Consider the following 14,912-nt stretch of genomic DNA (forward strand, 5'->3'; position numbering starts at 1 on the left):
GTCACAGCGTGCGCAGGTAGTCCACCAGGTCGTCGACCTCCGTCTCCGTGAGGCTCGCCGTGGTGCCGTGCTTGTTGGACTGGCTGTTCTGCATCAGCCGCCCCTTCAGCGACAGCGCGCTGCCGTCGTGCAGGTACGGCGCCGTGCGCGCGAGCCCCAGCAGCGACGGCGTGTTCAGCCCCTTGGCGACCACGTTGCTGTCGTCCCGATTCGCGCCCGTGGTGATGAAGGTGCCCACGTCGGCCAGCGTGTTGTTCGTGAAGTGCGCACCCGCGTGACAGCTGTCACACGCCGCCTTCTTGAACACCTGCGCGCCACGCGCCTGCGACTCGGTGAGCGCCACGCGCTTGTAGGGATTGTCCGGCGTGGGAATCACGTCGATGAACGCGGACAACTGCGCCACCATCACCCCATCCAACGCCGTGCCGCCCATGCGCCCACGCACCGTGGCGTCCAGGAAGTCCCTCATCGTGGGGAACTCGCCGCTCCAGTGGAACGGCCCCGTCTCCGTCACCTTCCGCCCCGCCAGGCTCGGCGTCTGGCGCGGCCCATCCGGGAAGCCCCACACGTGGCCGTCGTCACGACCATCCAGATGGCATGACGCACAGGACGCCGCCACGCCCGCGCTCGTCATGCGCGAATCCAGCGCGGAGTAGAACAGCTTGCGCCCCGCCACCTGCTGCGGCGACAGCACGTCTCCCACCACTCGCAGGGGCACTCCCTCCGCGCGCACGTTGGCCACGTTGCCAGAGGCGTCGTTCACCAGCGTCGTCACCGTGTGGTCGAACGCGTTGTAGACGTACGCCTTGCGCCCGTCCCGCGTCAGCGCGATGCCGCTGGGCCCCGAGCCCACTCGCACCAACTGCCGCACCGTGCTGCCCTTCACGTTCACCAGGTCCGCGCCCTCGCGACGATTCGTGGGGATGACGGCCACGTTGTCCGTCTCGCGGTTCACGACAAAGAGCCACAGACCCGACGGGTCCACCACCGCCGCCACGGGCCCCTGGATGGGATGGCTCGCCTCCGGGCTGACGATGGTGGACGGAGGGAAGTCAGGGTCCTCGCGCGGCGGAGGCCGGCACCGGTCCAGGTCATCCACCCGGGGCGTGCCGTCTTCCGTGTTGAACGTCACGATGCCCGGCGCCACCACGCCCGCCGTGTTGCAGGGCCCTCCGCCCCCATACAGCGACCCACCGCCCCCAGGGCTCGAGCCAGAACCGGTGAGCGGATCCTCGCGCGCCCACAGCGTCGGCGAGTAGGCGTGCTTGCCGTCCGGAGACACCACCACGTCCGACATCCCGCGAGGCCGGAAGGACACGCTCGTGGAGGGGAACGGAAACGGCTCGTCGTCGGCGAAGCTGTCCTCCGTGTTGGCCCGCGCGTACAGGTCCGTGCCCTCGCGCTGCATGCGCGGCTGGTGCGCGTCCGCCAGGTCCACCGTCACCAAATCGCTATGCCGGAAGAGGCTGACGAGCGCCCGTCGCCCATCGTCCACCAGGGCGATGCCGCGCGGCTCCTCGCCCACCGGCAGCTCCCAGCGGACCTCCAGCGAGCGCGTGTCCACCGCCATCAACGTGCCGTACGTGGTGGAGTCCAGCGCGGTGCTGTTCACCACGTAGAGCGTGTCGCCCTTCGGAGACACCGCCAGCCCCATGGGCTCCACGCCCACCGCCACACGCGCCGCCTCGCTCCAGTCACCCCGGCGGATGACGGACACACTGCGCTCGGCCCGGTTGGAGACGTAGACGGTGTCGTCCGGCCCCACCACCACGCGCTCCGGGCCCGCCCCCACCTTCACCTCGCCCACCTTCTCCCCACGCGCGGTCTCCACCACCGCGAGCACCCCGGTGTCCGCGTCCACCACGTACAGGAAGGCATCATCCCGGCTGAGCGCCACCGAGCCCGACGCGTTGCTCCACCCGCCACCCGTCGACGAGTCCTCGCAAGCCATCAGCCCGAGCGCCGCCACCACACCGGCCAGAACGTGCCGTCTCATGAAGTGTCCTCCTCGCGGTTCCCGACGAGAATGCCGCCCACTGCTCTCATCGCTGGGAAATGCCGCGCCGTGTCGTGGAGGGGAAATGGCGCCCGGCCCTGGTCGCTCGCCGCCCCCACGAGCCGGCCATGCTTGCATCAGAAGGCCTCCGAAGTCGATTCCTTCCCCTCCCTGGGTGCGGGTGGCGAACAGTCGAGCCCCTCCGCCCGGGCGAAACGCCACGAGCGTGTAGCGCCGGGTGGGAGTAAAGGAGAGGGGCGTGTCCCGCTCCCCCTCCGTCATCCTCAGCTTCCGACGCACCTTCGCGCTGCTCATCATCCTGGTGGTGCTGCCGTCCGCGGGCCTGTCCGGCTTCGGCGTGGTGGCCATCATCAATGAGCGCGCCGCGGTGGAGAAGCGCCTGGAGTCCGCGTGGCGGGGCACGCTGGAGTCACTGTCCCAGGAGCTGCCCAAGGAGCTGTCCGCCGCGAAGCTCGCGGAGGAAGGCGGCAGGCTCCAGTTGCTTGCGCCGGATGGACGCATCCTGTCGGAGCCCGACGGCACCTTCCAACTCGAGGGCGGCCGCACCTTCACGGAGGACCCGCTGCTGATGGAGGCCCTGGGCGCGGTCATGCCAGAGGTCGGCTCGCTGCCTGAAGTACCCACCGTCTTCTCGCTGTCCGCCGGAGGCCGCTCCGTCGTCGTGGTGGCCGAGCGCAAGGGCGACATCGTGCGCGGCGTGCGCCTGTCCGTGCGCGCCCTGGAGCTGCTGCTGACGGAGCGCGTGGAGCCCCGCGCGGTGTCCAGCGAGCCGGTGCGCTTCGCGCTGATGCCCGTGCCCCGCGAGAGCAGCGAGGGCGGCGGATTGATGGGCAAGCTGGTGTCGGAGGTGGCGCAGGCTCGCGCCAGCGCGCTCGGGCCGCAAGTGCTGGCCGAGCGCGTGCTGTCGCCTCCACTTCAAGACTTCCGTCTGGTGGTGCTGCCCACCGGCGAGGACCCCGTCGCCCGGGCCTCCGCGCGCAACCGCGCCGTGTACGGCGTGCTGCTGGGGTTGTTCTACCTGACGCTGACGTTCGGAGTCGTCTACACGGGCCGCGTGCTCTACCGCGAGGCGCGGCTGTCGCGCATGAAGACGGACTTCGTGTCGCTGGTGAGCCACGAGCTGCGCACGCCGCTCACCTCCATCCGCATGTTCATCGAGACGCTCGCCCTGGGGCGGCTGAAAGACCCGGCGCAGATGCAGGAGGTGCTCACCCTGCTGACGCGAGAGACGGAGCGGTTGTCCGTCTTCATCGAGCGGGTGCTGGACTGGTCCCGCATCGAAGGCGGTCGCAAGGTGTACCAGCGCGAGCCGATGCCCGTCATGGACGTGGTGGACACGGCCGTGGCCGCCTTCCGCGCGCAGCGCCTGGAGGGCGGCGTGGACCTGAAGGTCGACGTGTCCGAGGGGCTGCCGCGCGTGGACGTGGACAAGGAAGCCGTCGCGGGAGCGCTGCTCAACCTGCTCCAGAATGCCTACAAGTACAGCGGGCCAACGAACCGTCGCATCGAGCTGAGCGCACGCCGCTCGGGCCGATGGGTGGACCTGGCGGTGGAGGACAACGGCGTGGGAATCGCTCCGAAGGAACGCAAGCGCATCTTCGAGCGCTTCTACCGGGTGGACAATCTGCTGACCCGGAAGACGGAGGGAAGTGGGCTGGGGCTGGCCATCGCCCGGCGTATCATCGAGGCTCACGGCGGACGCATCGCCGTGAAGAGCGAGCCCGGCCGCGGCAGCCGGTTCACCATCCACCTGCCGGTGCAGAAGGCATGAGCGAGACGACCCGCCGCATCCTGGTGGTGGAGGATGACCTGTCCATCCTCGCCGGCCTGTCCATGAACCTGCGCTTCGAGGGCTACGAGGTGCTCCAGGCCCAGGACGGGCGCACGGGGCTCCAGCGCGCGCTGGACGAGGCCCCGGACCTCGTCGTGCTCGACTTGATGCTGCCGGAGCTCAACGGCTTCGAGCTGCTCAAGGAGCTGCGCCAGCGCGGCCGGGACACCCCCGTCGTCGTGCTGTCCGCCAAGGGCATGGAGACGGACAAGATTCTGGGCCTCAACCTGGGCGCGGATGACTACGTGGTGAAGCCCTTCGGGCTCCAGGAGCTGCTGGCGCGAATCAAGGCCGTGCTGCGACGGCGCTACCCGACGCTCGGGGCCGCGCCGCCGGTGACGTTCGGCGACGTCAGCGTGGACATGAACGCGCGCACGGTGGCCAAGGCCGGCACACTTGTGGAGCTGACGGCGCAGGAGTTCAAGCTGCTGGCGCACTTCCTCGCGCACCCGGAGCGGACCTTCACCCGCGAGGAGCTGTTGTCCGGCGCGTGGGGCTACCACTACGAGGGCAGCGCGCGCACGGTGGACAACTTCATGCGCCAGCTGCGCCTCAAGTTCGAGCCGAACCCGGAGGAGCCCCGCCACTTCGTCACCGTGCGGGGCCTGGGCTACCGCTTCGAGAAGTGAGCACTCCGGCCCGCGCTCACGGGCCGGCGACGCCGATGTGGCGCGAGTCTTCCAGGTCGAAGGGCTTGCCGTCGAAGCGGCCGTAGCGCTCGCGCGGGATGAAGCCCGCGCCGGTGAGGGCCGCGTCCAGTTCCTCCGGAGAGAAGTGCCGCAGCTTGAGGCGGCGGATGGGGCTGGGCACGCCTGGCTGCTTGCGCTCGCGCAGGTGGAGGGCGAACAGGGGCCGGCGCGGCTCCAGGCCCGCGTTGGGCTCCTCGTCGTCGCGCGGCAGCACCGGCTCGCGGGGCGTGTTGAGCACGTCGTACACGAAGGTGCCCCCCGGGGTGAGGTGGTGGCGCACCGTGGAGAGGAACGCCTCCAGGTCATCATTGCCCGGCATCAGCCCCAGCGCGTGCTGCGGGGCGAGCACCAGTGGGAAGTGTTCCTGAAGGCGGATGGAGCGCAGGTCCGCGACGAGGAAGCGGGCGCGGCTGGCGACCTCCGGAGGCTCCGAGGCGCGGCGCTCCTCGGCGGAGCGAATCATCACCTCCGAGGGGTCCACGCCCACGGCGGTGAAGCCGTGCTCGGCCAATGCCCAGACCACCCGGCCGTTGGCGGCGCCCAATACCAACACGGGCGCACCGTGCTCGGTCGCCTGGCGTGTGTAGAACAGGAGGTCCGGCTCCTGCCCCACCAAGGACAACGGTGTGCGACCGCGTGCGTCGTTCCCACCCATTTCCGGAAGGCACTAGCACGAATGAGGGGGTCTTCGGGACAGCGACTTTCCCAGACTGGGGATTGTGCTTCCCACTGGCTGTCCGGGACCGGACGGAGCCCCGCTTGGAACGGCAGCCAACCCTGGCATCGGCCTTGCGATGCAGAGGCCCCGGAAGGCTGCCCATCCGGGGCGGCCCAGGTTTTCGTGGGGTGAGTTCGGATGACGCGGGGATGGCGCTGGGCAGGAGCGCTCGTCATGGCGGGCGCGATGTGGACCGTGGTGGGCTGCGGCTCCAGCAAGAGCGGCGACGATTCGGAGCAGGACAACCCGGGCATGGATGACCCGGGCCCTCCGCCTGGACGCCCGGGCCCGCCGGAGGAAGTCCCCGACGCGGGGACGCCGGACTCGGGCACTCCCACGGAACCTCCCGACTCGGGCACGCCCACGGAGACGCCGGACTCGGGGACTCCGACGGACGGCGGCACTCCCACGGACGGCGGGACTCCGACGGACCCTCGCCAGGACGTGGAGATTCCGCCGCTGCCGACGCCGGCGGGCTGGCGCTTCTACGGCGCGGACCAGGGCGGCCCCGTCACCGTCTACGGCGTGACGGCCGACGAGGGCGGCAACGTCTGGGTGGCCGGCGGCGAGGAAGGCCTGTTCCTGCTCAAGCGCGGCGCGGAGAGGCTCGTGCGCTACGGCATGGAGAACGGCCTGCGCCCCTACGGCTTCATGGCGGATGGCAGCACGCCCCCGGGGGCCAAGTACCTGAAGGTCATCTCCGTGGCGGGCGGCAAGTCGGGCACCGTCTTCGTGGGCTACGAGGGCATGCCGGGCAAGGGCTTCGAGCACTGCGAGAACAACTGGGACGGGCCGAGCCCGGACCCGTCGCGCTACAAGAGCGGTGACGCGGACAAGGTGATGCTGAACTCGGACGGCACCCTGGACGTGGTGCACTACGACATCTTCTCCGGCCCCAACGTGGTGGCGGCCGAGCCCCGAGGGCGCGAGAAGATCTGCAACGTGCTGCGCATCCGCTACGACAAGCACGCGCTGGGCAACAACAAGGCGAGCGTGTGGTTCGGCGGCAACCACGGCTTCGCGCGCGGCAACGCGGAGTTCGACGGCGCGCCCATGTGCAACGGCCAGCTCAACTGCTCCGGCGTCTTCGAGCACGTGCACCCGCACATCAACGCGTACAACGCGCAGGGCGGCGTGATTCTGCTGACGGACGCCTACTACGGCGTCGCGGTGGACCCGAGCGGCGACGTCTGGTTCGGCGGCTCGGACCGCACCACGCGCTTCCGCTACGGCACCAACGGCGGCAACTTCTGGCGCTCGCAGACGGGTTCGGAGAACGACAGCAGCAACAAGCTGGACCTGTGGCCGGACGCCAAGCCCGAGTACTCGAAGCCCAATGAGCGCGTGCCTGACAACATCTCCGGCGCGGTGGTGGCGCGTGACGGCACGGCGTGGCTGAGCTCGTTCGGCAACGGCCTGGTGCACATCGACGCGAATGGCACCGTGCTGGGCCACATGGGCGCGGGCTCGGGGCTGGTGGACAAGCACCTGTCCGCCATCGGCCTGGACCCGTCCGACGGCAGCATCTGGGTGGGCGCGTCGTGGGGCGGTGGTCTGTCGCGCCTCAAGGGCGGGAGCATCATCAACTACGGTCTGACGGAGTTCGGCCGCAAGTACGGCATGTCCCGCATCAGCGACATCCAGGGGGATGCCTCGGGAGATGGCCGGCGGATGCTGGTGGGCTTCATGGGCTACCAGGACACCACCACGAAGAAGTGGGTGGCGGGCGCCATCGGCGTCTTCGAGGGCAACTAACGCCCCCTGGGTCCACGGACCTGAACGCGGCGGCCGTCCTCACCTGGGGGCGGCCGCCGTCGTACGTCCAGGCCCGCGCTACTTCGCGGGCAGCACGCGGTGCTTCTCGAACAGGGCCTGCTGACGGCTGACGAGCGGCACCTGCCGTCCAGCCAGCCACATGCCCACGGGCCGCGACGCGGACTCCAGCGGGTCGCCGTTCCACAGCACCACGTCCGCCACCGCGCCGGGAGAAAGCTTCCCCACCGGCAGTCCGAACGCATCCGCCACGCTGGAGGTCATCGCGCGCAGCGCATCCGTGTGCGGCAGGCCCCAGGCCACCGCGTTGCCCGCCTCCTGCGCCAGCGTGCGCACCATCGCGGGCTCGCCCAGCACGGAGAACAGCACCCTCACACCCGCGCTGGTCAGGAGCGCCGCGGAGTCCAGCCGGCTGTTGAGCCGGTCGAAGTCCATGGGCAGGTTCTGCGTGGGCTGGAGAATCACCGGCACCTTCGCCACGGCCAGCTCCGACGCCACCATCCACGCCTCGCTGCCTCCGGCGATGACGAGCTTGAGGTTGTACTCGCGCGAAAGCGCCAGCGCCGCCCGGATGTCCGACGCCTTCTGCGCCGTCACCACCACCGGCAACGTGCCCGCAAGCACCGGCTGGAGCGCCTCCAAATCCAGCCGGCTCGCCGCCACGTCCCGCATGCGCCGCTGCTCGAAGTCACCCTTGCGGCGGCCGTACTCACGCGCGTCGGAGAAGACCTCGCGCAGCCGCTCCAGCACCAGCGCCCGCGAGCCCGATACGGCATCCCGTCCGCCCATGCCCAGGTTGACGTGCATCGCCAGCGAAGCGCGGCGCACCGAGCCGTCCGTCGCCACGAAGGCGCTCTGCCCGGCCACCAGCCCTCCGTGCTGCACCGTCACCGCGCTGGTGACGCCGCCCAACCGCGTCACCGGGAACACCGCCGAGGCCGGATTGACACTGTCCGCCGACACCAGCGCCGCGCGCACGTCCCGCTTCGCCGCGTCTCCGCGCAGCCCGTCGTCCTGCGTCGACACCTCCGCGCCCACCTCCACCAACCCCAGCGAGGTGAGCGGGTCCACCAGGCCCGGCGTCAACAACCGCCCCTTGCCGTCCACCGTCCGGCAACCCGCGGGGAGCGCGCCGCCCTCGCCCTGCGAGCGCACGCTCGACACTTTGCCGCCCTCCAGCACCACCGTGGCGCCCTTCACCCAGGCCGAGCCCGTGAAGGCCGTCACGCCCTGGAACACCGTGCACGCCTCCTGCCCCTGCGGCACCAGCTCCGCGCACGCGCGCTCCTTCGAGACATCGCAGCGCGCGACGAGGCCCAGGTCGGCCAGGGACGGCGTCGGCGCGGGAGCGGCCACCAGCTTCGCGGCGCTCGCCGCCAGCTCCCCCACCTCGAAGTCGCTCGCCTCCACCGCGCCCGCGCCCGCGTCGAACGTCACCACGCCGTCCGCCCACACGCGCTGCGCCCTCGCATAGACGCTCAGCGGGTGGTTCCTCCACAGCACCACGTCCGCCATCTTCCCCGGCTCCAGCGAACCGGTGACACCCTCCACGCCCATCACCCACGCGGCGTTCAGCGTCACCCAGCGCAGCGCTTCTTCCTCGGGAATGGGGACGCCGGACTCCCGCGCCCGCCACATCGCCTTGCCGGCCTCCTGGTTCAGCCGCTGGATGCCAAAGCCCGAGTCCGAGTGGATGACGGCCTTGCCCCCCGCCTGCGACACCAGCCCGGCGTTCTCGGGGATTCCGTCCCACGCCTCCAGCTTGAAGCCCCACCAGTCCGCCCAGGTCGCGACGGCAACACCCTTCGCGGCCAGACTGTCGCGGACCTTGTAGGCCTCCAGCGCGTGGTGGAAGGCCCGAATCGAATAGCCGGCTTCCTCCGCCACCTGGAGCATCACCTCCATCTCGTCCGCGCGATAGCAGTGGTTCTGCACCAGGATGTTGCCGCGCAGCACCTCCGCCAGCGTCTCCAGCTTCAAGTCGCGCAGCGGCGCGGGGCCCGCGTCGTCCGGCGTCTTCTCCGTCTTCTTCGCCCACTCCTCCAGCTTGGACATGTACTCGCGGGCCTGGGCGAACGCCTGCCGGTAGCCCGCCACGTTGGCCATGCGGGTGGACGGCGCCACGTTGCGGCCCTCGCCGTAGACGCGCCGGGGGTTCTCACCACACGCCATCTTCAGCGCGTCCCTCGCGCCCGGGAAGCGGACTTCCGCCGCCGACCGTCCGAAGTGCAGCTTCACCGGGAAGCCCCGGCCACCAATCAGGTTGGCGCTACCTGGTAGCACCAGCAGCGCCGTGACTCCACCCGCCGCCGCGCGCCGCAGCCCCGGGTCCTGCGGCCAGAACGAGTGTTCGGCGGAGACCTCGGCCGTCACCGGCGCCGTGGCCTCGTTGCCATCGCCCGTGGAGAACGTCTCCGGCGTCGCGTAGACGCCCAGGTGGCTGTGGGCGTCGATGATGCCCGGGGTGACGTAGAGGCCGGTGCCATCCACCTCCTCCGCGCCCGAAGGTGTCGTCACCTCCGCGTTACGCCCCACCGCCGTCAGCTTGCCGTCCACCCAGGCCACCGCGCCATCCTCGATGGCCGGGCCGGTGGCGGGCATCACCGTGGCATGACGGACCACCACCGCGCGCGGCTGCTTCCAGACACGTGTCGGAGCGGGGGGCGCCAAAGAGGGGGTGGTGGGGGCGGAAGCCTGCGGGACAGTGGCGCAGGCGGAGGCCAGCATCAGGAGCAGGAAGCGGGTGCGCATAGGGGTTGCCCGTCGTATCACGCTCCGCTGGGGCTCCAACCATGCCCGGTCGGCCGGAGGGCGGGCGCCACCCCACCCGACAGGAAGTCACCTCGCGGCGAGAAGCCGTCTACAATCCCTGCCCGGTCATGCCCCCTCTCCCCCCAGCCCCCATCCCCGCGCACACGGTCATCAATGCACGGGCACAGGGTGAGCGACTCTCCGCGCAACAGTTCCACCTCGTCCTGTTGGATACCGAGCGTGCCGGCACCGTCTTCCCGCTCGCCAACGAAGCGCTTCGCGTGGGCAAGGCGCCCGACAACGACGTCGTCATCGACCACCCCACGGTGAGCCGCAATCACCTGGTGGTGCGCCGCCAGGGCGACCGCTTCCTCGTCCAGGACCTGGGCTCCACCAACGGCACCTTCCTCGACGGCGCCCAAATCCGCGAGGCGTACCTGCGCCCCGGCGCCCTGCTCGAAGTGGGCGACGTGCGCCTGCGCTTCAGCCCCCAGCTCGCCCCCGTCCAGGTGGAGCCCACGCTGGAGGACCGGCTGGGAGACCTGGTGGGCCGCAGCCTGCCGATGCGGCAGATCTTCGCGCTGCTCCAGCGCATCGCCCCCACCGACTCCACGCTCCTGCTCGTCGGCGAGACGGGCTCCGGCAAGGGCGCCGCCGCCAAGGCCATCCACAAGCTCAGCCCGCGCGCACCCGGGCCGCTCGTCGTCTTTGATTGCGCCAGCGTCTCCGACTCCCTCATCGAGAGCGAGCTGTTCGGCCACGAGAAGGGCGCCTTCACCGGCGCCGTCAGCCAGCGCATCGGCTGCCTGGAGCGCGCCAACGGCGGCACCCTCTTCCTCGACGAAATCGACGACCTGGCGCTGGACCTCCAGCCCAAGCTCTTGCGTGCGATTGAGGACCGCGAGTTCCGCAGGCTCGGCGCGTCCACGCCCATCTCCTTCGACGCGCGCATCGTCGTGGCCAGCAAGAAGGACCTCTGGTCGGAGACGCAGGCGGGCCGCTTCCGCGAGGACCTCTACTTCCGCCTCTCCGTCTTCACCGTCAACCTGCCGCCCCTGCGAGACCGCAAGGAGGACATCCCCCTCCTCGTGGACGCGTTCGCCGGCGAGGGGCTGTGGCTGCGGCTGCCGGAGAAGATTCGCGAGCAGTTCAACGGGCACACCTGGCCGGGCAACGTGCGCGAGCTGCGCAACGCGCTCGAGCGCGCCCGGCACATGGTGGATATCCCGGAGCTGGCCGGGGACACGCTCCTGCGCGAATTCACCCGCGAGCCCCCCGCCCCCGCGGGCGACTTCCTCCCCGCCGAGTTCACCGGGCCCTTCAAGGTCTGCAAGGACGAGCTCATCCGCGCCTTCGAGCGCGAGTACCTCACGCGCCTGCTCGGCCGCGCCAAGGGCAACATCGCCCGCGCCGCTCGCGATGCCGAGCTGGACCGCAAGCACCTCTACTCCCTGCTGCACAAGTACGGCCTCGTGCAGAGCGAGGGAGACTGAGCGTCACCGCGCCGGAGCGCACGCGGCGTCGAGCAACTCCGGCCGGTACTCGAAGTGCATCGTGTCGTAGTGGTACCAGCGACCGCCCCAGATGAAGCCCTCCGCCTCGAAGGCGTCCACCAGCGCCTGGGGCACGGCGTTGCGCCAGCGCACCGGCAGCCGGGGCCGCTGCCATTCCCAGTAGTGCGAGCGCGCGGTGTTCAGGTCGATGGAGACGCCGTAGGAGTGCGCGCTCCGGCGCGTCGTGTGGGCGATGTTGCGCCAGACGAACGTCCCGCCCACGCCCTGGAGGAAGGGCTTCAGCGAGGCGTCCTTCGCCACCAGCGCCTCCAGCCGCGCGGCGACGCGCTGGAACGCGGGCGCCACCTTGCGGTGCACCTTGAGCCGCTGACCAAGGAACACGAGCGGCACCACGTCCACCTTCTCCTTCGCATCGCCGTACATGGCCTCGAACAGCGGCTCGAAGCGGATGCGCCCGGGGTCTTCGTCCTCGCGAGTCACCGGAGCGATGGGGCCCGCGACATAGGCGATGGAGAGCGTGTCCTCCAGGTCCGGGGCCTCCAGCTTTCGAGGGAACGACTTCTGCTGGCCGTCGTCGAACGGATGGGCACGTCCATCCGGCAGCGTGAAGCCCCAGCCCGCGTCGAGGCGCACCGGCGTCAGCACCGGATACCACTTCGCCAGACAGGCCAGCGCGGCTGGAGGTGCGCCGGCGGCATCGCGCGCGGCGCGCGGAGCTTCGACAGGCGGACCCGCGTCGGGCGGTGTCGCGGCGAGCGCGCCTTGGGACAGCAGGCACAGCACACAGGCCCTCATGAAGAAGTGGACGGGAGTCACCCGCGCATCCTCGCACCCGGGGGATTTTCGAGTGGTGAGCATTGGACTGGGATGCGAACGAAGTGTCGCCGGGGAAATCCACCGTGGCATGGTGGGTCCGCCTCCGCAGTCCTTCCATCCTCCCAAGGAGGGCCCATGATGAAGCGTCCGTCTCCGTGGCTCGCTGTGCTCTGCGCCGGTTTCATCTCCATGCATGCGACCGGGTGCTTCGGCAGTTTCAAGCTCACGCAGAAAATCTGGCAGTTCAACAAGAACATCTCCGGTGAGAAGTTCGTGCAGTGGTTGATGTTCCTCGTGCTCGTCATCGTCCCCGTCTATGGGATTGGCACGCTCATCGACGCGCTCATCATCAACAGCATCGAGTTCTGGAGCGGCAACAACCCCGTGTCGAGCGCGGACGGCACCGACGACGGCACGCGCGTCGTCCGCCTGAGCCCCACGGACGTGCTGCGCATGTCGCGCGACGCGGAGAGCGGCGTCATGAAGCTGGCACTGGAGCGCGCGGGTCAGGAGCCCGTCATCCGCTACTTCGAGCCGCTGGAGAACGGCATGGCCGTGCGCGACGACACGGGCGCGCTGCTCGTTCGCGCGGAAGGCGCGGCGGACGGCGCGGTGGCGGTGACGGACGCCTCGGGTGCCACGCTGACGGTCCACGGCGCGGAGGCCGTGGCGCTCGCTCGGCGCGTGTACGAAGACGGTGGAGTGCTGGCGCTCGCCCGGCACACCGTGGCCCGGACCACCGTGGCGAATGGGCTCGCGCTCAACACGTGCGCCACGCCGTAGCCCCAAGTCAGCCTCCTGCTGGAGCGCGGTGACGCCCGAGCGTCCGGGCGTCACCGCTGGCTCATGGCGAGCCTTCGCTACGGGATGATGACACTCCCGTCGAGCGGCTCACCCTCTTCCGGACCGAAGCCCGCATCCAGCGCCTCCGAGGAGAAGGTCCCCTCCAGGCTGCGACCGGCGCCGTAGCCGTCGCCCTTCTTGAAGGACATGGAGAAGTCCCCGCGCGTCTGCTCGCCCGGGTTGCCTCCAGACTCCAACTGCAAGTCCCCCTTCTCCACCGGCGCGAAGACGCGCGACGGCTCGCCCGCGTTGAGGTGCACCACCGTGGCACGCGCCAACCCCGAGGGCGTGTTGCCCGCCAGGTTGATTTTCGCGCCCGGCCGCAGGTCCAACCCTTCCGTGGACACGGTGAGCCGCACCACCAGGTCCACGTCCAGGTCGTTGTTGCGGAAGTAGCTCACCTGGAGCGCCTCCGCGTTGCGGAGAATCTCCACGCGCGACACCTCCAGCGGGAAGAGCTCCGACACACTTCCGGACAGCGAGTTGTCCGGACGGCTGCACGCCACCATGCCGGCGCCGGACGCAATTCCCGCCAGTGTCAGCGCCGCCAGGGCGCGGACCGCACTTCTCATTGCTCCACCGCGAGGTTCAGGACGCCCTTCTTCGTGAGCGCCGCCACCGGCGTGCGGTAGAGCACCACGCGCTTGCCCGTGGAGAGGAACGCCAGCTTCGGGGACCAGCCGCCGTTGGCGTCAACCAACGTCTCACGCCAGTTGCCCGCGATGCGCGCGCTGATGATGAGCTGGTCCTCGTTCGGGTTGCAGCTCGTGTCGTTGCGGCCCGTCTCCGACGAGCAGACGTAGTGGGCGATGTGCGGCTCGTGGTTCGCCGCGTCGAACGCGAGCGACGGATACCAGCCGCCCGTCCCCCGGCCGAACACCGGGTCCGGCGTCGACCACTCGCCCGTCGTCGCGCAGCTCGTCGCGCTGGGGCTCGGGCAGTCGTAGTACTGCAACACGTCGCCTCGCGAGGAGCCGCGGTTCTGCACGGCGATGCCGAAGCCCGCCACCGAGTCGTACGCGATGGACGGCCCCAGCTGCGTGTTGCCCACGCTCTCCGGCGTGGCCACCAGCACCGGCGCCGTCCAGGCCGCGCCATCCGCGTTGCGCCGCTGGAAGACGATGCCCCCGCCCGTCGCCTGCGCGGCTTCCTTCACCAGGTCATGCACCACCGCGGGCTGCGCGCCCGCCATGATGAGACCGATGTGGCCGCCGTAGCCCGCCTTGGTGTCGCCCGACGAGGCCAGCATGCGGAACGTCCAGCTCGCGGGCCCGCCGCTCGCCAGCTCCAGGTCCGCCGACTCCCAGTCCTGACGACCGAAGTTGCCGTTGTGTCCGTCGCGATACGCGACGAGTGCCTGACCGCCGGAGAAGACCATGGACGGGTTGAGCCCGATGAGGAAGCCCACGTCGCTCAGCGGGTTGCCGATGGCCGCCGCGTTGGAGCGCGTGCCGACGACCCGCTGCGTCCACGCGCCCGCCGACGAGCGATAGGACACCGCCACATCACTCTGGAGCCAGAACGTGGAGTCGTCGCTGCCGCCACCCAGGTAGGCCACCGCCGGCTGTCCATCCGGACCGAAGGCGATCGACACCCCGTACACGCGCTGCACGGTGACAATCTTCTCCGCCGGCCCGAGCACTCCCGCGTTGAACTCGCGGTAGCGCAGGTCGTAGTTCACCACGCTGCCCGCCATCGTCCCGTTGTTCACGAAGTACGCCATGCCGATGCGGTCCTCGGGACCGACGGCCATGGCGATGTTGGAGATGGGGTTGAACTCGCTCGGGTCCGAGTCCACCTCCAAGCGGGTGAAGGGTGAATCCGAAGGTCCCGGCCCGCCATCCGGGCGCCCCGCGTCCGGATTGTCCGGATTGGAATCCTTCCCGCATCCCAATGCCAGCGCCAATCCCAGTGCCCAGACATGCCGTCTCATCTTCTGTCTCCTTGCGTTGTCGGCCCT

11 protein-coding genes are annotated in these 14,912 nt (G+C 70.1%); 5 read left to right on the top strand and 6 right to left on the bottom strand.

What is annotated here, in order from left to right; all coding sequences use genetic code 11:
- Position 1: 1 nt before the first annotated feature.
- Positions 2-1,996, bottom strand: coding sequence for a c-type cytochrome (locus tag HUA76_RS31895; protein WP_174462944.1), 1,995 nt, complete (start codon positions 1,994-1,996; stop codon positions 2-4).
- Positions 1,997-2,255: 259 nt separating this feature from the next.
- Between HUA76_RS31895 and HUA76_RS31900 the strand changes: the two genes are divergently transcribed.
- Together HUA76_RS31900 and HUA76_RS31905 are read left to right on the top strand one after the other, a co-directional pair.
- Positions 2,256-3,788, top strand: a complete 1,533-nt coding sequence (locus HUA76_RS31900) for a cell wall metabolism sensor histidine kinase WalK (RefSeq protein WP_141649041.1) — start codon at positions 2,256-2,258, stop codon at positions 3,786-3,788.
- Positions 3,785-4,477: a response regulator transcription factor gene (locus HUA76_RS31905; RefSeq protein ID WP_174462945.1), complete on the top strand. Its 693-nt coding sequence runs from the start codon at positions 3,785-3,787 to the stop codon at positions 4,475-4,477. The genes HUA76_RS31900 and HUA76_RS31905 overlap by 4 nt, the downstream gene beginning before the upstream one ends.
- 16 nt (positions 4,478-4,493) lie before the next feature.
- Here HUA76_RS31905 and HUA76_RS31910 read toward each other — a convergent pair whose 3' ends face one another.
- Positions 4,494-5,192, bottom strand: a complete 699-nt coding sequence (locus tag HUA76_RS31910; protein WP_141649043.1) for a bifunctional 2-polyprenyl-6-hydroxyphenol methylase/3-demethylubiquinol 3-O-methyltransferase UbiG — start codon at positions 5,190-5,192, stop codon at positions 4,494-4,496.
- A gap of 237 nt (positions 5,193-5,429) precedes the next feature.
- On the opposite strand from HUA76_RS31910, the gene HUA76_RS31915 reads away from it, so the two are divergent.
- Positions 5,430-7,010, top strand: a complete 1,581-nt coding sequence (locus HUA76_RS31915; protein WP_254614609.1) for a hypothetical protein — start codon at positions 5,430-5,432, stop codon at positions 7,008-7,010.
- A 78-nt stretch (positions 7,011-7,088) separates the two neighbouring features.
- Here the strand turns inward: HUA76_RS31915 and HUA76_RS31920 are convergent, their stop codons facing one another.
- The gene (locus HUA76_RS31920) at positions 7,089-9,779 is read right to left on the bottom strand and encodes an amidohydrolase family protein (protein ID WP_174462947.1); all 2,691 of its coding nucleotides are present in this window, start codon (positions 9,777-9,779) and stop codon (positions 7,089-7,091) included.
- 128 nt (positions 9,780-9,907) lie between these two features.
- Between HUA76_RS31920 and HUA76_RS31925 the strand changes: the two genes are divergently transcribed.
- A complete protein-coding gene (locus tag HUA76_RS31925; RefSeq protein WP_174454871.1) occupies positions 9,908-11,272 on the top strand; it encodes a sigma 54-interacting transcriptional regulator in 1,365 nt (454 codons plus the stop codon).
- Between the two features lie 3 nt (positions 11,273-11,275).
- Here the strand turns inward: HUA76_RS31925 and HUA76_RS31930 are convergent, their stop codons facing one another.
- On the bottom strand, positions 11,276-12,151 hold the full coding sequence (locus tag HUA76_RS31930; protein ID WP_254614610.1) for a M15 family metallopeptidase: 876 nt from the start codon (positions 12,149-12,151) through the stop codon (positions 11,276-11,278).
- A 96-nt stretch (positions 12,152-12,247) separates the two neighbouring features.
- Between HUA76_RS31930 and HUA76_RS31935 the strand changes: the two genes are divergently transcribed.
- A complete protein-coding gene (locus tag HUA76_RS31935; RefSeq protein WP_174462998.1) occupies positions 12,248-12,892 on the top strand; it encodes a DUF3332 domain-containing protein in 645 nt (214 codons plus the stop codon).
- A 77-nt stretch (positions 12,893-12,969) separates the two neighbouring features.
- Here HUA76_RS31935 and HUA76_RS31940 read toward each other — a convergent pair whose 3' ends face one another.
- Positions 12,970-13,524 carry a hypothetical protein gene (locus tag HUA76_RS31940; RefSeq protein ID WP_141641906.1) on the bottom strand — a complete coding sequence of 185 codons (555 nt, stop codon included), beginning with the start codon at positions 13,522-13,524 and terminating at the stop codon, positions 12,970-12,972.
- Positions 13,521-14,885: a hypothetical protein gene (locus tag HUA76_RS31945; protein WP_174454742.1), complete on the bottom strand. Its 1,365-nt coding sequence runs from the start codon at positions 14,883-14,885 to the stop codon at positions 13,521-13,523. The genes HUA76_RS31940 and HUA76_RS31945 overlap by 4 nt, the downstream gene beginning before the upstream one ends.
- Positions 14,886-14,912: the final 27 nt, after the last annotated feature.

The sequence above is a fragment of the Myxococcus sp. CA056 genome (genome assembly GCF_013336715.1).
GTDB classification, from domain to species: domain Bacteria; phylum Myxococcota; class Myxococcia; order Myxococcales; family Myxococcaceae; genus Myxococcus; species Myxococcus llanfairpwllgwyngyllgogerychwyrndrobwllllantysiliogogogochensis.